Below are 17,335 nucleotides of genomic sequence, written 5' to 3' on the forward strand. Positions count from 1 at the left end.
GCCATAGACAAAAATATCTTTTCAATCTGTTTCAAAGTCTATTTTATCTGCTGTTGACAGAATATTGATTACTTTATAGTCGATATTTAATTCTTCCAGCGCATCAAAAATTTTATAATGATCCGGATCTGAATATACATTAGACTGAATTAAAAAGTACATGGTTATTGGTGTTGTTTTAATCTTTATTATCTTTTTGGATGGAAGTTGAAAACAGGAAGTTCATATCATAGTAATAAAAACTTCCAGCTTCCTTACACCATCATATCAGCACAATTGGAACTTGCGAAAGCATAAGGTTTTGCTTTAAACACATAGCCCATTCCCAGAATATATCCCATAGCATCTTTTAATGCTACATTGGATTTAAAATCCGGATCGGTATTGATGTCTGCGTGTACCTCCATTTCTACTCCATAAGTGTCCAATACAGCACAAATCGCGTAAGCAATTTCAACGGATTTGTTGACTTCATTCAGCATTCGCTCTTTGATACTGATGGTCTGTATTTCTCTTTCTTTTCTGATAAAGGTAAACGCTCCTTTTCCCTCACGAATAAATACTACTGCCGTAGCATAATTAATGGCATCTCCGTATACATGGGAATCTGACCCCACACATACTTTCAGACGGTATCCGTTTGCCTGTTCGCGGATAATGGCTTCTTCTACCAGCTGTGTGATAGAATGTTGGAAAATTTTTCCATTCATATTCTGCCATGTTTGTTGTTGCGTTTCCATTTTTTCTACATACTTTATTTATAATTGATAAATGATTATTGATAATTAATTTGTGAACCATCAATAGTGAATTTTTAAATTACCTGCAAAGCAGATTCACTACTGAGGGTTCATTTAGTACTCTATAAGGGAATCGAACCCTTATTTTCTGCTCGAAAGGCAGGCGTCCTTACCGTTAGACGAATAGAGCATTTTTATAAACTAAACAATGAATAATTAGTGATCAATAATGATGAAAACTGCTTTTCTATCATTGATTACTTATTGCTCATTATTCATGTTTTGTGGAACAGACAGGAATTGAACCTGTACCTTTAGTTTTTCAGACTAATGTGCACACCGAGTACACCACTCTTCCCTGTTTTATGAGTAATTGATTATGAATAATGATGAAAACTACTCTACTATCATTCATTACTTATTGCTCATTATTCATTAAAAAAAGCAAAGGTTGTCTGTATTTTTATTGACTAAAGATCTTCTGCTCTTGACAACCCTTTTTTCTTTTCTTCATTTTGTGTGAATGATAACTGGCCAACTTTTTTACAATTTGAACTTTCATGGTATTATATCAATTATGTATTGACCAGTTATTCACATCCAGTACTCTATAAGGGAATCGAACCCTTGTTTTCTGCTCGAAAGGCAGGCGTCCTTACCGTTAGACGAATAGAGCGGTTTCTATGAGTAATGAGTAATTGGTGATGAGTAATAGTGAAAACTCCTTTTCTACCTTCATTACTTCTTATTCATCATTTGTGTCTTGTGGAAGTAGTAGGATTCGAACCTACTCAGCGATAAGCAACAGATTTACAGTCTGCCCCGACTCTCCAACTTCGGCGTACTTCCGTTTTTTTATAAGCAATGAGTAATTGGTGATAAGTAATGATGATAATCACTCTCCTATTATTAATTACTTATTACTCGTTATTCATTATAAAAAAGAATAAGCTTGTCTTTAAATTTGCTTAACAAAAAAGAACTTCTACGCTTGACAAGCCTTTCTTTCGAAAATTATATTGAGCATTTAATATTTTCTTCTCTTTGACCAACTGACTAGGAATCGAACCTAAACAACAAGAGTATATTTCCTGCATGCTGCCATTACATTATCAGCGGATTTTTTATGAGTAATGGGTAATTGGTGATGAGTAATGATGAAAACTACTCTCCTATTATTAATTACTTATTGCTCATTATTCATCATTAAAAAAGAAAAAGCCTGTCTGTATTTTGTGTTTTGGCTTAAAGATCTTCTGCGCTCGACAGACGTTTTCTTTTCTTAATAAAGGATATTTTCAAGCTATAATTGATAAATGATAATAGATAGATGATTTACAATCTTCCGTAACATTCCAATTTCCAGCTTTACTTTGAGATGGTTATGGGATTCAAACCCACTCAGCTTACGCAACGGTTTTGCAGACCGCCCCGACTCTTCCACTTCGGCGAACCATCAGATTTTAATATGAGTAATTTTCTACTGCTTATTATTCAAAAAAACAAAGTCTGTCTATATTTTTTGTGTGAACTTCTGCGCTTGACAGACTTTATTTTTACCTAAAATTTTATTAATCACATTTACATTTAGCTTCTAACTGTTTATGATTGAGAAAGAAAAAAGCTTGTCTATATTTTAGTGTTTTGGTGTAAAGATCTTCTGCTCTCGACAAACTTTTATTTTTCTCCTGAAACAATTAACATTCAGTTACTGCGATTCTGGAAAGACTCGAACTTTCAACTTCTGGTTTAACAGACCAGCGCTCTACCATTGAGCTACAAAATCTTTTGTACGGGAAGAGGGATTCGAACCCTCAGCGCCTTGATCCTAAATCAAGTGTGTCTACCGTTCCACCATTCCCACGGCACTTTTGTGAGTAATTGGTAATTAGTGATGAGTAATGATGAAAACTACTTTTCAATCTATAATTACTGATTACTCATTGTTCATTACTGATACTTCTGTCTGAAAAGCAAGATTCGAACTTGCGACCTCCCGCGTCCAAGACGGGTAAACAACCACCGTTATCTTTCCAGTTTTGCAGATTCACTTCAATATTCTTTTCCGGGAGACAGTCGGAGCAGAGACTTTCAATGAATCTTTGCGGTCTATGCGAGAATCGAACTCGCAGTGCCCAAGAGACAGTCGGGCAGGTTACCATTACCTCAATAGACCATTTTTTCGGAGAGCCAAGGAATTAAACCTTTATTACTATCCATAAAAAAAGCGCCTCTTTTGGGAGGCGCTCGTTTATATTCTGACGTGAGAGATCATTAGCTGACCCACGTATATAAGCACCTTTTTTCCACAATTTCACTATCATAAGCACACACTATCCCTGCCGGCTCTTGTCCGAACAATGTTGAATACTGATTGAGTATGTTGCGTAATTGTTTCATTTTATTTTTGTTTTGCTTTTAAATTATTTTTTGTTGAATCCTGAAAACCTGTTGCTTTCAATTTTCGGTTGCAAAGTAAATATGATTTTTTTTAACCTGCAAATAAATTTTAAAGTTAAGTTATTGAAAATCAATTAAATAAATCTTGATTTTGGAGTGAGTGATTTCTGTCCGCAATATTTTGCAGATATCTTAATTACCTAAATGACTGTCTCTCATTGGGTTGTCTATCACTCTATTTTATTGTATTAAAGTTGCATTGTTTATTAAAAAATTTTCATGTTTATGGTTATTTTTTTTCATTCTAAATAATTTCTGACCTAAAAAACAAAAAACGCCTCGATTTTTCGAGACGTTTCTGCAGTATTTTGATTAAATTTTTACGGGTTTACAGTAAATAATTTCCAAAGTCAGCACATTTCGCCTCTTTCCATATCGTTCCATCATATGCTAATAATCCCAGTTTTGATGGGCTTTCGCATAGTTCTGCATTGATATGTGCTCTTTGTATTGTCATAATTTTCTGGTGCAAAGATATGAAAAATTGTTTTTCAACAAGGAAAACAATACTTTTGTTCACCAACAAGGGGGATAGTTTAACTGGAAAAACACTACACTGATAACGTTGAAATTGGAGGTTCGAATCCTCCTCTCCCACAAAATTATATTATGGAGCAATATCCATTCAGTAATGAAGAATGGGAAACCTGTTTAAAGGTTCTAGAAGCACTTCAGAAAAACCCATTGCATAATCCCGATAACCAACGTTTCAAAACTCTGATCTCCTCTATTCGTAAAAAGGCTCAGAAGAATATCCGTAAAAATCCTGAGGAATATAGAGACAATCAAGAACTACATTTTAGAAATCCGGATCTCGAAATTCTTAAAAAACCAACTATCGTAGGTAAAGCACTGGAAAATAAAACTTTATATTCACATACTAAAGAACAATCTCAATCTTATCCATTACTGCAAAAACCTCAATTATGTTATTGCTGTCATCAACCATATCATCAAGTTCATTTTTTTTATCATAAACTCTGTCCTGCTTGTGCGGATGTAAATTATAAAAATAGAGATCTAGCTTATGATTTCAATGACCAGACTGTAATTATCACTGGCGGAAGGGTAAAAATCGGATATGCTGTGGCTTTAAAATTTTTAAGAAGCGGGGCGAAAGTTATTGTTACTTCAAGGTTTCCAGCACTGGCATTTGAACAGTTTCAGAAAGAAGAGGACTATGAAACCTGGAAGGAGTATCTTTTTCTCTATGGTTTGGACTTAAGAAATATCAGATCAGTTCAGGAATTTACAGAATATTGTTACAATAATTTTGGAAGTATTGAAATTCTGATCAACAATGCTGCTCAAACCATCAAATACGACGCAGAATATTATCAACCATTACAATTGAAAGAAAAGCTTCTTTTATCTCATGAACAATATCATCTGATTGAAAATAAAACTCCTGTGAATAAAGAAGAGAATGATCTTTTAAGTTTATCTCATCCTGGATTGGAAGGCGCTGTTAACAGATTTGGACAACCAAAAGATTCTAGAGATAAAAACAGCTGGAATTCCCTGATGGACGAAATAGGAACTGAGGAACTTCTCGAAGTAAACCTCATCAATCACATTTCACCTTATCTGCTGATCTCCACATTGAAACCTCTGATGAAAAAAAGTAGTGTTGAAAACAAACATATCATCAATGTGACTTCCACGGAAGGGCAATTCAGCTATAAAAGTAAAAATGAATTCCATCCACATACAAATATGACTAAAGCAGCTTTGAATATGCTCACGAAAACTTCTGCCTCTGATTTTGTAAAGGACAGGATATTCATGAATGCCGTAGATGTAGGATGGATTTCAACTGGAGCCATAGAAATCAAAAGAGAAAGACTTTTTGAAAAAACAAGAATTCCACCTTTGGATCCTGTAGATGGAGCCATGCGGATCTTTCATCCAATAGTACAGATCAATGAAGGAAATCAAAAACTTTATGGAAAGCTTTTAAAAAATTATCAGGAAACAGAATGGTAGGAAGGCTGGGCGTTATTGGGAGGATTACAATAAATTAGATTTTTAATAACTTTCATTCATGAGAGGATCAATACTTCCCTTCACATTTAATGATTAAACATTTTATTTCTTCCGGTTTTAAATCTCGAAATATCTTTCAGGATCACTTCATCGTTAGGATTAAAATGCTTCAGCTCGTTTACGATTTCTGAGCGGCTTTCTACTTTTTCAGCAACAATCTCGTAAGCGATCTTTCGTGTAACCGACTGCAATTTCGGATCTTTTTTAAACTCATGTTTCATGGCTTCCAGATAGATCATCTTTTTGTGAGCAGGAATTCTTTCATAGATGTTCTGTATTTCTGTCTCCAGTTTTTTAACATCAAAAATGTTTGCAAAGTAGTTATTCAAACAGTTGAAAGCATCTTTATCTTCTTCCCAGCCCTTTAATAATACTTTTTGACCCTCTTCAGGCTTTTCCATTTTCTTCCGGTACACCAGCGAAGCTTTCACCATCTGACTATTGGTGGTATAGTCGCCTGCAACCATCTGGTAGTAGATATGAGCATTTTTCAAATCATTGATTTCCTTGTACAGATCTCCCACTTTTTCTTTCTGCTCCATTTCTTTGTACAGATCAATAGCTTTTTTGTATTGCTTTGCTTTTTCGTAACAATGGGCGGCATCAGATTTATTTTTTAATTTTTTAAGGTATACTGCAGCGGCTTCGTTATAAAATCCTCCATCTTCCAGTGTCTTTGCTCCTCTGTAATAATCCTGTAACAGGTTCATATAGACTTTTGCTGCTTTTTTATAGTCTTTTTCTTCTATATATTTTTGGGCAAGATCCTCATATTTGCTTCTGATCCTATCAAACAATGAGTTTTCCAGATAGAAGTTTCCTCCTGCTGCGCCTCCTCTTCTTGAATTCTGTTTATTTTGTTCTTTATCTTTTAAGGAAGCAATCACCATAAGGATGATAAATGCTACTATCAGAAAAATAGCTAAAGTCCCGACAACACTCCAAAAGCTTTCATGGAAAAGCTGGGCTACGATTCCGATAATCTTAAACATGGCTAACAGAACAAAGGCAGCCATAAATTTGTCTATAAATTTCTGTTTATTCATCATCATCGGATTTTAAAATGGTTTTATCATCTCTGAACAAACGGTAAAGCAACAACATCACTCCGATAGCCAATATCCACACAAACCAGTTGTAACCAAACATCTTGACCAAGGGATAAAACAGATATACCAACATGGCTACCAGAATAAGGGTCAAGAGAAATTTCACCCAACCCGGAACATTATCTCCACCCAGATTTAATGATTTATTTTTAAACAGGAAGGAATATAATCCAACCCCGGCAATCATCAGAATCACCATATACACAATATCTGAAACAGGAGTGTCTTTTTTGAATGAATTATTACCGGATTCTACTCCTTTTACTTTTGAATCTTTGATGGTAGACGGAGGTTCCATATCAGCCATATCAATAGTTCCGTACAGTTTTCCTAAGGAATCCTGCATTAATACCTGTTTTCTTTTTAGAAGATATTTCACAACCTCTCCGTTTACAGGTTTTCCTTTGGTATATTGCTTTAAAGAGTCTGAAATTTTACGTTTCAGCACTTCACTTCTCTCCTGAATATGTCTGGTGATTCTCTTGGTATAAATTATTTTAAGTGAATCTCTGCTTTGCTGCTCATTATTATTAAGCTTCTGAATATCGTGGCTTATTTCATGAACATTCCTTCCCCCTTTCTTCTTATATTCTTCTTTTTGTTTTTCCGTTTTACTTTCCTGAAGGCCTGCATTCAAAAGTTCATTGGAGAGGTTTTTCCTTTTATTGTAATACAAGGAATCTATCTTCTGATCTATTTCAGAGACTCCTGAGTGAAAAGCAATCATATCTGAAGGTGCTTTTACTGCATCTTTTACAATCTTTCCTGAAGAAACAGTATTTTCTTCCTGAAGCGTTTTATCTTCAGACGGCAAGGCTATTTTTAAAACAATTGCAACCACAATAACAGCCCAAAATATTCTACGGAAATTTCTTGTACTCTTACTTTCCTGTTTGCTATTAGAACTTCCTCCGAATAAACCTTCCAGCCAGGTAAATTTACCAAACCCATCTCCTCTGGAGGTTCCCATGATATCTAAAGGAACGCCCAATTCTATAGCTCTTTCAGGATATTTTTCTATGTATTTTAAATATTTTTCAATTTCTTTTTTGTTTCCGGCCATTACTTTCTTCAGGTCAAACGGCAGGTTGTTCATCCACTCTTCTTCGGTTTGCGGTTTCTGTAATGCTTCGAGCATCTTTTCATCATCCATTTCCACCGTATAGCTTTCTATGGTCTGAGGGATTTTAACACCATTCGAAGGCTTTCTTACCGTTTTTTCTATTTTCCCTGGCTCCAGAATCAATTCGATCCAATCAATTTGTTCTGATAATTTTACCAATCCAAATTCAGGGTGCATGATTAGAAAATCTGAATCTATTGTACTCCAGTCTTCTGGGTTAATTTTTGGATAAAACGTTGTATTTTCCGGAATAAACAATTTGTTATCCACCCATTGGAAATAAGCATTTTTTCCAACTTCCTGAGGAGCATGATCGTTGAACACAAGAAAGCATCCATACAGTACATTGGGACTATTAGCCGGAACAGCATAACATTTTATCTGCGTAAGGCTGATTCCTAAGGTTTCCATTTCCTGAAGCCATACCATGGGTGAAGAACCTTTTATTAAAAGTCCTCTTTTAGGGTATATATTTTTCGGGAAAGGTTTTATTCTAAGCTCCATAATCCAAAATCTGCTCTATAAACGGCTTTACATATTGATTATACATTTCTTCCATAGTTCTCACCTTCAATAGGGTCTGTTCTGGAAGGTAATATTCTGACCCACCAAATTCTGTATGAGTAGCCAGCGCAAGGAATCCATAGGAAGTGGTGGGCATATAAAACTCTTCAATTCCTTTGTTACTGCTCCTGAATGTTAGTATTCCGCGGGAATCTGCAATGACTTCACTGCCATCCGGGAAGGTATATTTATTTTTATTCTGTTCTGCAAAAATTTTGATATCAAATCTGTTTTTATAAAGGTTCAGTGTGTTTTCATATACACTGCTTATTTCATATCCGGAAAAGACCAGATTATCATGGGCATTGATCCCAATTTTATTGAAATTTCCGATGATTTTTAAGCCACTTCGGTTCAGTTTAGCTACTTCAGCATTTACTTTTGTAGTGTTTTTATCTATATCATCATAGGTATTATCCAAAGGCTCTACAGAAGTATTTCCTTCAATATTTATTTTATACAGTAAAGGATTATCGAACTGATGAAGATAAAAGCTCTTTCCAAAATAGATCAGTTCATAGGCTTCCGGAATATTCAATCCGGTGATATTCTGCTCAGAATATTCTCTTGTATTCAAGTTAAGTTTTGATACTAACTTTTTAGCCGGCTGATATTGGCAGAGAATAAAATGCTTCTGCTTATTTATTGCCAGCATAAACTGTCCGGCTGGCTTTACGGAAACATCCTCAATCATCACTTCACAGCCATGATAGGTTTTATAATAATCATAGGAATTTCTGTCGTAATAATTGTCGGAAAGATAGGTTTTCAACAATTGTTTTTTTGAACTCAGGATAAAAAACTCGCCTTCGTATAAAAACTGGGCAATCTGATTAACAGGCGTTGGAAACAGAATCGGATAATTCAATGGAAGGTCTGTTCTCTTTCCATTTAAATTGATTTCTGCTCTTTTTTGCTGTGGTGGATTAGCCCATAATTCCTGAAGAGGAAGCTTTATTTTTTGGATATGCTTTCTTGCTCCTTGATGATGTTTATAAAAATTAATTTCTCCATCTGAAGTAGTAGCTACTAAAAATTTAAGCCGGTCTCTATTCTGATGAACTATTCTCTGGATTTTTTCATCTTCAAGATTCTCCTGATGGGTAATGAAAAATACTTCAATATCTTTTTGAGGATAGTCTTCATTAAAAAACTTTTCCAGTGCTTCAGAAACTTCCAGCACAGGGCTAACCTGGTTGAGGTTTTCAATCACACTTTCCACTTTATTCAGAGAAATAGAAACGGCAGCCTGCCCCAAAGCTATAACTTTACATTCTGAATGGGCTTTGGGATGTTTAATCACTGCAATAGCGGATGCAAAGGCCAATACTTTTGGCGTTCCCCAGTTTCTGAGGGAAGTATCAATCAGTATAATTCTTTCAAAAATATTTTCTTCAGGCGGTATTTCTCTCTGAATGTATAAGGCTTCATTATTGGCTACACGGTTCATGAATACATCATCTTCATTTGCAAATTCTGATAAAAGCATTCTATGAAAGTCTCCTTTATTGGTCATATCAGAAATTCCTCCAATGGGCTGTTCTCCAGGAGAAAGGTGGCGCATTGGAATTTTAAGCCCACTCCAAATTCTTTTGATAAGGCTTCCTACCTGGAATGTTTTGGGCTCTTCAATGAGTTCTCTGATAAAATCTTTATTGGTATCCGCTGTAGCATATTCTTCTACCACCTCATCATTCAGTTCCGGTTCTTCAATTAAACCCTTCATAGCATCAATGATGGATTGCGTAGTTGGGAACCTCTCATTAAGGTTCAGCGCTTTTAAGTCTCTGTTTAAAACACTTTGTTTAGCTGGTTGTTTTTCTGCACAGACAGAAAGTTCATGAGCTCTTTTATGATAAATTCTCAGATTGAATTCAGAAGTAACAGAAGATATTCTGTTAGGGCTGTCTTTAAATATAGTTTGCAGCAGTACAATCTTGTTCTGCTTTTGTTTGTAAACTTTAGGAAGTGCTTTTATTTTTTCGAGAAATTGAATTTCACTTTCTGCATTGAATTCAAAGTTATCAATACTATAAAGTTTTGTAGTATGTCTTAAAGGACCAGCAAAATCTGTATAGCCTTCCTGCATCGCATATAAAACCATTAGTAAAGCTCCAAACGGCGGCCATCCCTGTGGCTGAAGTTCTTTAAGAATTTCTATCAAATAAGGTCTATAAGCAATGGCTCCTACTCCTGGGATGGAGAGGAGATTGTTTTCATGATACCCGGAATCTCCGGGCACATCTTCATCGGTTTTCCATTCCCAGAAATAGTTTTCATAGGACTGGAGATATACCTTTAATTCCATTCTCTTGATTTTTCAGTAAGACGGAATGAACTTACGGACAATGGTCGGAAATCTGTTTTCTTTATGGCAAGATAATTTCCGTTCTCATCCCATAACAGCCATTCATCTGACGCTTTATTATATTTCTGTTGTAAAAATGTACTCAAATTTTTAAACTCAAAATCAAAACCGGAAGGCAAAAGATGGCCATCTTTCATCCAATACGTTTTTCCCAGCAGGCTTAATAGCGGAGTTCCTACAAAAAGAGCTTTATCTTCTATCACAATCCATTCTATTTTTTCCAGTCTGAATTTCGGAAATGCAACAATGCTCTCCTTACTATCATTAATACTACTTAGCAAAGCAATAACTGGATGTTCTTCATTACTTTCCTTTAGCCTGATCTGAACTTTTTCATCAATTCCGAAATAGTTTTGATTGGAGGCCGGGAAAGTAAGACGTAATGCCTTATCAATCGGCAGCCACAGCAATGCTGTTCTTACTTTTTTACTGGGAACCAGAGCCTCTTTTTTAAATAAAAGACCATCCCGAAGTTCATACAGCAAGAAATTAGGCAATTGATGAAGTTCTGAGGCTGATGCCTGCTCATCTGTAAAGCCTTTGAGCCATATGGTTTCATCATCCGTTGCGATCTGAACATTCTTCCAGTCCCGGATAGAGCCCAGATAGTCTTCATCGGAACGGGGAAGTTCTGCCCAGAATTCTTTTATATTGTCTGAAGAATTTTCTGCCATAAGCTTTCAATTTCCTGTTGGATGTATTGCTTTTGTTCAGGATTTCGGATCCAGTCGCAGCGTGTCTGCAAGTATCTTAATTTATCTTTGATTACGTTTTGCTCCTCAAAGCTTAGTTGTCCCTGATTCCATTTATCCACAAGGATTTTCACATCCTTCATCACCTCTTCCGGATTGGGAGTTTTGTTCTGCATCGCTTGTGGATGAGAATTCGGGTGATTGTCTTTTTCAATGGTCCGGTTGATGATTCCTTCCAGAATTTCAATTTGTTCTTCTGTATCCCAGATATGTTTTAAAACCCAAAGATCTGAAAGAACGGCTTCATTCCTTCCACAAATCAAAGCACTTGCAGCAATCAGATTCTGAAGTTTCACCGCTCTACGATCCGAAATGGCAATTCCGGTATTTCGCAAGCTCATAATGGTATTCAGATAAACTTCGTAAATAGGTTTTAAATCTATTGTTCTGCACAGATTCTGAAGTTCCCTGATCTCAAGGGCATGAATTTCCGGAACTTCTGTTTCTTCTTCATTTTCCAGTTTTCTTCCTGCTAAAAGTACTTGGTGTAAGAGTTCGGGGTTTACATAATCCACATTGATTCTTACTAAAAAACGGTCGAATAATGCATTTAAAGCTTCGTCTTCCGGAAGAACGTTACTGGCTCCCACGAACATTAAAGCGGGTAACTGTTTTGTTTCTTTTCCTCTTTTGAAGATCTTTTCGTTAAGAGCCATCAAAAGTGAATTCAAAATAGCGGAATTGGCATTGAAGATCTCATCCAGAAAAACCATGGAGGCTTCCGGCATCATTCCTTCGGTATTGGTCAAAAGTTCGCCTTCTTTTAATTTTCTGATATCAAAAGGCCCGAAAATTTCATTGGGTTCAGTGAAACGGGTTAAAAGGTATTCGAAGTTCTTTCCGTCTTTTACGGTTTTTGCCAAGGTTCTTACAATGGCTGATTTTGCAGTTCCGGGAGGCCCGTATAAAAAGGCATTCTCTCTTGCTAAAAGACAGATTCCCAGTAAATCTACAACATCATTTTTACCTACAAAAGTATCCTTGACGTAGTTAAGAACCGTATTAAGTTTATTGATATTCTGTGTCATTGATTTTCTTGAGTTATTATTTTTAATTCTCTCCAGAATGCTTCTTTGTGCATTCCAAATTCTGCCATAAGCAGTGCATTAATGAATGGAATTTCCGCCAGTTTATAATCTTTTTTTTCAACAATTCTTTCCAGATATAATTTCCTGTAAGTCTTGTCTCTCAACTCTTCTTCCCAGTTCACTCTGCTCAAATCAAGATCATATCCTATTCCGGAATAATGGAATTCTGTAAGGATAGCTTCAAGCATTTTAATGAGTGGGTCTTCAGGATCTGCTGAATTAAGGGCGATGATAACTTCTGGTAGGAATCTTAAACATAAGTCGGCGGACAAAATAGTAGAAACATCTCTTGTTCCTTTAAATTTCGGAATAAAATTCTCCAAATTATCAGCAGTGCTCTCTCTTATCAAATATAATTGAGCACTATGGTACAGTACTTTTGCTGCCCAAACAGCTGCTGTTGTATTACAGGTTAACAGATCGGATAGAAATTCAAGTCTTTCTTTTTCAAACTCTGCTTCAAAATACACTTCCGCTTCCTTTTCTTCTTTTGGGGAAATGGTTTGTATATTCGAGAAAAGAGTGATGCACTCGTTCTTCCTTAGCAAAAAGATTGTATCTAAAAATGGTGATTTGGGTTCCATCATGGAACAAAAATAGAATTATTTCGTTGAGAATAAAATTTTTAGGAATAAGATTGATATTAAATTATAATACTGATGAAAAAATGTTGTTTTTATGGCTATGAACGCAAGAATTTTACTTTGAAAAGATTGTGGAAAATGTTTTTATGTACACATAAAACCTATGTGTCTATGTGGTAAGATTTTTTTACACCACATAGACACATAGAATATTACAGCAAAATAATGTTGAAACCTTATCTCTGCTGAAAATCTTGTGTTGAGCGAAGTCGAAATATCCTTGCGCCTTTGCGATTATCCAACAGTAGAGGTTTTATAAGAATAATAAAGAGATTGCTTCGTCGCAAGCGCTCCTCGCAATGACGGGCTAGGCTACTATTTCAATGATATTGTTTTCCGGATCGAGGATAACGCTTTCATAATACCCGTCGCCAGTTGTTCTGGGTTCTCCGGCAATGGTATAGCCGTCTTTTCTTAGAGTTTCTGTAAGTTCGTTTACTTTTTCTTTACTTCCTGCAGAAAATGCAAAATGGATGATTCCGAATTCTTGGGATTCGTAGGAATTTTCGCTTTCTTTAAGATCCGGTCTGGTCATGATTTCAAGACGACATCCATTCTCAAAACTAAGAAAGTAGGATTCAAATTTTTTGACAGGATTCACATATTTCTCATTAGAAACTGCTTCGAAATATTTCTGATAAAATGCGCTGGTTTTTTCTAAATCTTTTACCCAAACGGCAATATGCTCTATTTTCATTTTTAAAATTTTAATATGATTAATACTGCAAAAGTAGCCTGCCTAACAATGGCGTATCTGCTCTCTGTTATTCTATCTTTGTTCTGTATTTACCTGTTTTCTCTGAAGAAATATTTTTTTGCCAATAAAAAATAAAGATCCCAAGACTCGGGCAAGAAAACAACAAACAAAATACTTATATACAATTATTTACCTATAACATTCTTATAAATTTGTTTCTTCCTTTCACTTCTCACAATGATGAGGTCAATATAAAAGTTATTATCTTTGCGCCATTCAAAATAACATTATGAGTATTCACATCAGTGCAAAAAAAGGAGAAATTGCTAAAGTAGTATTGCAGCCGGGGGATCCGCTTCGTGCACAGTATATTGCTGAAAATTATTTAGAAAATGCAAAACTGGTAAGCAAAACCAGAGGTATCTTTTATTATACAGGTCTTTACAAAGGTAAAGAAATCACTGTAGGAGCTAGTGGAATGGGATTCCCAAGTATCGGGATCTATTCTTTTGAGCTATTTACAGAATATGAAGTAGACACGATCATCAGAATCGGAACTTGTGGAGCTTACAATACAGACCTTAAGCTTTTTGATATTTTAAATATTGAAAATGCTGCCAGCGAAAGTACCTATGCTAAATATGCTTGGGGAATTGAAGGAGACATTCTTTCTCACCAGGGAGATATCTTCAATACCATCAATGAAACTTCTAAAGAGTTATCTATTGATGCTAAAGCGATCAACATCCACAGTAGTGATATTTTCTACAGAAAAGATCCTAACACTCCTGAAATTGCAACAAGATACAACTGTCCTGCAGTAGAAATGGAAGCTTTCGGGTTATTTGCCAATGCTCAGCACTTAGGTAAAAATGCAGCTACTATCTTAACTGTAACTGACATTATCCCAACTCATGAGAAAATTTCTGCAGACGAGAGAGAAACAGCTTTGAAACCAATGATGGAATTGGCTTTAGAGTCTGCAATCAAGAGTTTATAAGAAAAGGTTTAACTTTTCAACACGATAAAAAAAGAGCTTTACTGTATCAGTAGAGCTCTTTTTTATAGTCTGAAAAAATTTCTGGCGGTTTCTGTTGTTTCGTCTGCTACTTCAGAAATGCTGACCTTCTTCAAATGGGCAATCGTCTGTGCCACATAAGGGAGAAAGGAGGGTTCATTTCGTCTATTCTGCATTCTCGGCATATTCTTGGGCAGCATGAAGGGGGCATCTGTTTCAATCATCATTCTGTCTAATGGAACATAGCGAATGACTTCTTCTAAATGTTTAAATCTTTTTTCATCACTGATGGCTCCGGTAAAACCCAGATAAAATCCTTTTTCCAGATATATTTTTGCTTCATCTAATGTTCCGGTAAAACAATGTACAACGGCTTTCGGTAATTTGGAAAGATAATCATCCGTTATTTCATTAAACCTTTTAAAGGCTGATCTTTCATGAAGAAAAAGAGGTTTATTTACTTCTATTGCCAGTTCCAATTGGGCTTTATAGCATTTTTCCTGAACGGGTCTTGGTGAAAAATCGCGATCGAAATCCAATCCACACTCTCCTACTGAAATGACCTGATCCTGTCTCAACAGCTTTCTAAGCTCGTTGATACTTTCATTATTAAAAGATTTTGCATCATGAGGATGAATTCCTGCTGTTGAAAATAAAATTTCAGGATAATCTTCTGCTATGGCTGCAGATTCTTTGCTTCCGCGGACGCTTGTTCCTGTGAGGATCATATAATCTACTCCACTATCCAGAGCGCGATTAATTACTTCTTCGTGTTCATTATAGAACTGTTTATTGGTCAGGTTAATGCCAATATCAATGTATGTATTCATTTGTTTTAAATTTTTGTATTGTTTGTAGGTTGGAAGATGGAAGTTATTGATGTCATAAGAATAGCTATTACATTTTTTACATGTAAAGCTTCTTTTACCCTGACTTACGACAATTATATAATTGGAAATAACCTACAGCTTCATTCTTTCTCCCCATCCTTTCATTTGAATTTAGTTATTTATTTGGTATGGATTATAATTTCCAAATTTTCGTTTTGTTTTGGGCTAGATTATTTTGTTATGATATGTTTGAAATATATGTGCAAAATTATTCATTAGGAACGCAATCTTTTTGCGTAGTAAAAAAATATTGGTCGAAAGCTTGGAATGGAAGTTACAAGACAAAAAGTAACTTCCATCTTCGTTCTTCCCGCTTCCCGCCTTTTTATTCATTGATAAATTTTTCCAGAAAACCTATCAATTGGGTTCCTCCGTGGCTCCATCGGATACCGTGGCCTTCTTTTTCTCTGATTTCAAAGACAAGTTCATGTTTATAATGAAAGAAAACATTCCACCAGGTTTTATTTTCAAGGATGTACTGAATTTTCATCATTACTTTTTCCTGCTTTTGCTGATTATTTCCTTTGACTTCACCCCAGAAATCATCATCTTTCATTCTTCCTGTATGTTTTTCCCAAGCGCGTTGAGCAATGGTAATTTCTTCGTTAAATGGCTTCTGACAAGCCTCTATTAATATTGAGTTCAGTGGTGGAACAGCATTTTCATCACGGATACTGGCAGAGGTCAGTCTTTGTCCTAAAACAATCAACCAATTTTCAAATGGAATGGATTCCAACTGCTTGGCTTTAACCTCATCATCATTGTTGTTAAAAATGTTGATAAATTGATTAAAAACGTCTTCCCTATTGATCTCAATTTCTTCATTGAAATAAGGAAGATTCCACACCAAAGTCTTATACTGAAATTTTTGAATATTCTGTGACAGATTTTTGAGATGTTCTTCAGTTAAAATAGCGTTATATTTTTCCTTCCAATCATTTGAGATCAAAGGAATATATTGCTCAAACTTGTTCTTCATAACATTGTATCATATTAACGAAGAGATTTTCTTCTTTGATTAAATAGCCAATAAGATTGAACCATTCTTTGCAATGATCCAGAATCCAGGCATCTGAAGAAATAATAACGTCTGAACTTTCTGCGAGAAACTTATCCGGACTGAATTGTAATTCAACATCCCAGTCCAGTTGATTTTCAATAGCAAAATCAAGAATAATCTGTTTAATTCTTCCACTGTTGGAAACCGGCTGGTCAAAAATCCAGATTAATTTCTGAACCTGAGATTTTTGAAAGAATGCAGCAACAAGTTCTATGGCTCTCTGAGTTTGGTTCACCCTCTTATACGTTCCGTGAACACCGGAAAGATCCCGTAGACAACCATCAACTCCTTCAAAAATATAAGCTTCTGACAGTAAACTTTCCAACAGGATCAATACATTGAAGCCATCAAGATAAATGGTTTTATTTTTCAAAGCTGAAATATCATGTTGTTTCAATTTTCGGTCATGAATTTGCCCCTCGGATGCAGAAGCTCCGCGCAACACTTGTATCTGTCGTGTTTTCAATCGGTATCTGTTTCCAACAAGATCAGAAGATGCTTTTTCTGCATATCCTCTTGTGAGTAAATACTGCATATCTCGAACAGCAAGTTTTAGCTTACCGATCTGTTTTTCTGAACCGAACAGGGTGTCATCGCCTGTATTTTTTCCGCGGTTTCTGTTATTCATACTCAAAAATAGAATTTTTTGAATATAAAGCGCTCGCAGATTATGCAGATCAAGCAGATTTTTCCACCATTATCTGTAAGACTCTGTGAAATCTGCGGGAAATAAAATATAGTTTTCTGAAAGCTTCAGCTTTAAAATTTGGCAAATA

General features: G+C 35.5%; 15 protein-coding genes and 10 tRNA genes. 3 read left to right on the forward strand and 22 right to left on the reverse strand.

Features of this window, described 5'->3' with window-relative positions; all coding sequences use genetic code 11:
- Window positions 1-21 precede the first annotated feature (21 nt).
- The 12 genes from BLS98_RS23630 to BLS98_RS21440 all read right to left on the reverse strand — a co-directional run bounded on the left by BLS98_RS23630 (window position 22) and on the right by BLS98_RS21440 (window position 3,657).
- A complete protein-coding gene (locus BLS98_RS23630; protein WP_228425280.1) occupies window positions 22-162 on the reverse strand; it encodes a hypothetical protein in 141 nt (46 codons plus the stop codon).
- A 92-nt stretch (window positions 163-254) separates the two neighbouring features.
- Window positions 255-740: a ribonuclease H-like YkuK family protein gene (locus tag BLS98_RS21405; protein ID WP_089739295.1), complete on the reverse strand. Its 486-nt coding sequence runs from the start codon at window positions 738-740 to the stop codon at window positions 255-257.
- Between the two features lie 118 nt (window positions 741-858).
- Window positions 859-930, reverse strand: a tRNA-Glu gene (locus BLS98_RS21410).
- A gap of 95 nt (window positions 931-1,025) precedes the next feature.
- Window positions 1,026-1,098 (reverse strand) — tRNA-Phe (locus BLS98_RS21415).
- A gap of 246 nt (window positions 1,099-1,344) precedes the next feature.
- Window positions 1,345-1,416: transfer RNA gene (locus tag BLS98_RS21420), tRNA-Glu, on the reverse strand.
- Between the two features lie 90 nt (window positions 1,417-1,506).
- Window positions 1,507-1,589: transfer RNA gene (locus BLS98_RS21425), tRNA-Tyr, on the reverse strand.
- Window positions 1,590-2,116: 527 nt separating this feature from the next.
- Window positions 2,117-2,198, reverse strand: a tRNA-Cys gene (locus tag BLS98_RS23435).
- 256 nt (window positions 2,199-2,454) lie between these two features.
- Window positions 2,455-2,526 (reverse strand) — tRNA-Asn (locus BLS98_RS21430).
- A gap of 5 nt (window positions 2,527-2,531) precedes the next feature.
- Window positions 2,532-2,604, reverse strand: a tRNA-Leu gene (locus BLS98_RS21435).
- 101 nt (window positions 2,605-2,705) lie between these two features.
- Window positions 2,706-2,777: transfer RNA gene (locus BLS98_RS23440), tRNA-Pro, on the reverse strand.
- A 68-nt stretch (window positions 2,778-2,845) separates the two neighbouring features.
- A tRNA-Asp gene (locus tag BLS98_RS23445) sits at window positions 2,846-2,916 on the reverse strand.
- A gap of 612 nt (window positions 2,917-3,528) precedes the next feature.
- A complete protein-coding gene (locus BLS98_RS21440; RefSeq protein ID WP_167356266.1) occupies window positions 3,529-3,657 on the reverse strand; it encodes a penicillin-binding protein in 129 nt (42 codons plus the stop codon).
- 68 nt (window positions 3,658-3,725) lie between these two features.
- On the opposite strand from BLS98_RS21440, the gene BLS98_RS21445 reads away from it, so the two are divergent.
- Both BLS98_RS21445 and BLS98_RS21450 read left to right on the forward strand, forming a co-directional pair.
- Window positions 3,726-3,798, forward strand: a tRNA-Ile gene (locus tag BLS98_RS21445).
- Window positions 3,799-3,809: 11 nt separating this feature from the next.
- Window positions 3,810-5,186 (forward strand): SDR family oxidoreductase, encoded by a 1,377-nt coding sequence (locus BLS98_RS21450; RefSeq protein ID WP_089739297.1) that lies wholly within the window; start codon window positions 3,810-3,812, stop codon window positions 5,184-5,186.
- A gap of 86 nt (window positions 5,187-5,272) precedes the next feature.
- Here BLS98_RS21450 and BLS98_RS21455 read toward each other — a convergent pair whose 3' ends face one another.
- The 7 genes from BLS98_RS21455 to BLS98_RS21485 all read right to left on the reverse strand — a co-directional run bounded on the left by BLS98_RS21455 (window position 5,273) and on the right by BLS98_RS21485 (window position 13,591).
- Complete coding sequence (locus BLS98_RS21455) at window positions 5,273-6,292, reverse strand: tetratricopeptide repeat protein (RefSeq protein WP_089739299.1); 1,020 nt, start codon at window positions 6,290-6,292, stop codon at window positions 5,273-5,275.
- Window positions 6,285-7,982, reverse strand: coding sequence for a hypothetical protein (locus BLS98_RS21460; RefSeq protein WP_089739301.1), 1,698 nt, complete (start codon window positions 7,980-7,982; stop codon window positions 6,285-6,287). Before BLS98_RS21460 ends, BLS98_RS21455 begins: the two co-directional genes overlap by 8 nt.
- Window positions 7,972-10,350, reverse strand: a complete 2,379-nt coding sequence (locus BLS98_RS21465; protein ID WP_089739303.1) for a hypothetical protein — start codon at window positions 10,348-10,350, stop codon at window positions 7,972-7,974. The genes BLS98_RS21460 and BLS98_RS21465 overlap by 11 nt, the downstream gene beginning before the upstream one ends.
- Entirely contained in the window at window positions 10,341-11,084 is a 744-nt protein-coding gene (locus BLS98_RS21470; RefSeq protein WP_089739305.1) for a hypothetical protein, read from the reverse strand. The genes BLS98_RS21465 and BLS98_RS21470 overlap by 10 nt, the downstream gene beginning before the upstream one ends.
- Window positions 11,057-12,190, reverse strand: a complete 1,134-nt coding sequence (locus BLS98_RS21475; RefSeq protein WP_089739307.1) for an AAA family ATPase — start codon at window positions 12,188-12,190, stop codon at window positions 11,057-11,059. The genes BLS98_RS21470 and BLS98_RS21475 overlap by 28 nt, the downstream gene beginning before the upstream one ends.
- Window positions 12,187-12,837: a hypothetical protein gene (locus BLS98_RS21480; protein ID WP_228425282.1), complete on the reverse strand. Its 651-nt coding sequence runs from the start codon at window positions 12,835-12,837 to the stop codon at window positions 12,187-12,189. The genes BLS98_RS21475 and BLS98_RS21480 overlap by 4 nt, the downstream gene beginning before the upstream one ends.
- Window positions 12,838-13,201: 364 nt before the next feature.
- Complete coding sequence (locus tag BLS98_RS21485; RefSeq protein ID WP_089739309.1) at window positions 13,202-13,591, reverse strand: VOC family protein; 390 nt, start codon at window positions 13,589-13,591, stop codon at window positions 13,202-13,204.
- Window positions 13,592-13,880: 289 nt separating this feature from the next.
- On the opposite strand from BLS98_RS21485, the gene deoD reads away from it, so the two are divergent.
- Window positions 13,881-14,591, forward strand: coding sequence for a purine-nucleoside phosphorylase (gene deoD, locus BLS98_RS21490; protein ID WP_089739311.1), 711 nt, complete (start codon window positions 13,881-13,883; stop codon window positions 14,589-14,591).
- Between the two features lie 62 nt (window positions 14,592-14,653).
- Here deoD and BLS98_RS21495 read toward each other — a convergent pair whose 3' ends face one another.
- The 3 genes from BLS98_RS21495 to BLS98_RS21505 all read right to left on the reverse strand — a co-directional run bounded on the left by BLS98_RS21495 (window position 14,654) and on the right by BLS98_RS21505 (window position 17,187).
- Window positions 14,654-15,439: a TatD family hydrolase gene (locus tag BLS98_RS21495; protein WP_089739313.1), complete on the reverse strand. Its 786-nt coding sequence runs from the start codon at window positions 15,437-15,439 to the stop codon at window positions 14,654-14,656.
- A 385-nt stretch (window positions 15,440-15,824) separates the two neighbouring features.
- Window positions 15,825-16,478: a hypothetical protein gene (locus tag BLS98_RS21500; protein WP_089739316.1), complete on the reverse strand. Its 654-nt coding sequence runs from the start codon at window positions 16,476-16,478 to the stop codon at window positions 15,825-15,827.
- Window positions 16,462-17,187, reverse strand: coding sequence for a DUF434 domain-containing protein (locus tag BLS98_RS21505; protein ID WP_089739318.1), 726 nt, complete (start codon window positions 17,185-17,187; stop codon window positions 16,462-16,464). Before BLS98_RS21505 ends, BLS98_RS21500 begins: the two co-directional genes overlap by 17 nt.
- Between the last annotated feature and the right edge of the window lie 148 nt (window positions 17,188-17,335).

It is taken from the genome of Chryseobacterium jejuense, from assembly GCF_900100075.1.
Taxonomy (GTDB): Bacteria; Bacteroidota; Bacteroidia; order Flavobacteriales; family Weeksellaceae; genus Chryseobacterium; species Chryseobacterium jejuense.

What these genes read in the sequence shown, in the direction of transcription:
- BLS98_RS21475 (WP_089739307.1), bottom strand. Translation starts at nt 12,190, where the DNA reads ATGACACAGAATATCAATAAACTTAATACGGTTCTTAACTACGTCAAG.
- BLS98_RS21495 (WP_089739313.1), bottom strand. Translation starts at nt 15,439, where the DNA reads ATGAATACATACATTGATATTGGCATTAACCTGACCAATAAACAGTTC.
- BLS98_RS21465 (WP_089739303.1), bottom strand. Translation starts at nt 10,350, where the DNA reads ATGGAATTAAAGGTATATCTCCAGTCCTATGAAAACTATTTCTGGGAA.
- BLS98_RS23630 (WP_228425280.1), bottom strand. Translation starts at nt 162, where the DNA reads ATGTACTTTTTAATTCAGTCTAATGTATATTCAGATCCGGATCATTAT.
- deoD (WP_089739311.1), top strand. Translation starts at nt 13,881, where the DNA reads ATGAGTATTCACATCAGTGCAAAAAAAGGAGAAATTGCTAAAGTAGTA.
- BLS98_RS21505 (WP_089739318.1), bottom strand. Translation starts at nt 17,187, where the DNA reads ATGAATAACAGAAACCGCGGAAAAAATACAGGCGATGACACCCTGTTC.
- BLS98_RS21405 (WP_089739295.1), bottom strand. Translation starts at nt 740, where the DNA reads ATGGAAACGCAACAACAAACATGGCAGAATATGAATGGAAAAATTTTC.
- BLS98_RS21460 (WP_089739301.1), bottom strand. Translation starts at nt 7,982, where the DNA reads ATGGAGCTTAGAATAAAACCTTTCCCGAAAAATATATACCCTAAAAGA.
- BLS98_RS21485 (WP_089739309.1), bottom strand. Translation starts at nt 13,591, where the DNA reads ATGAAAATAGAGCATATTGCCGTTTGGGTAAAAGATTTAGAAAAAACC.
- BLS98_RS21440 (WP_167356266.1), bottom strand. Translation starts at nt 3,657, where the DNA reads ATGACAATACAAAGAGCACATATCAATGCAGAACTATGCGAAAGCCCA.
- BLS98_RS21480 (WP_228425282.1), bottom strand. Translation starts at nt 12,837, where the DNA reads ATGATGGAACCCAAATCACCATTTTTAGATACAATCTTTTTGCTAAGG.
- BLS98_RS21500 (WP_089739316.1), bottom strand. Translation starts at nt 16,478, where the DNA reads ATGAAGAACAAGTTTGAGCAATATATTCCTTTGATCTCAAATGATTGG.
- BLS98_RS21450 (WP_089739297.1), top strand. Translation starts at nt 3,810, where the DNA reads ATGGAGCAATATCCATTCAGTAATGAAGAATGGGAAACCTGTTTAAAG.
- BLS98_RS21455 (WP_089739299.1), bottom strand. Translation starts at nt 6,292, where the DNA reads ATGAATAAACAGAAATTTATAGACAAATTTATGGCTGCCTTTGTTCTG.
- BLS98_RS21470 (WP_089739305.1), bottom strand. Translation starts at nt 11,084, where the DNA reads ATGGCAGAAAATTCTTCAGACAATATAAAAGAATTCTGGGCAGAACTT.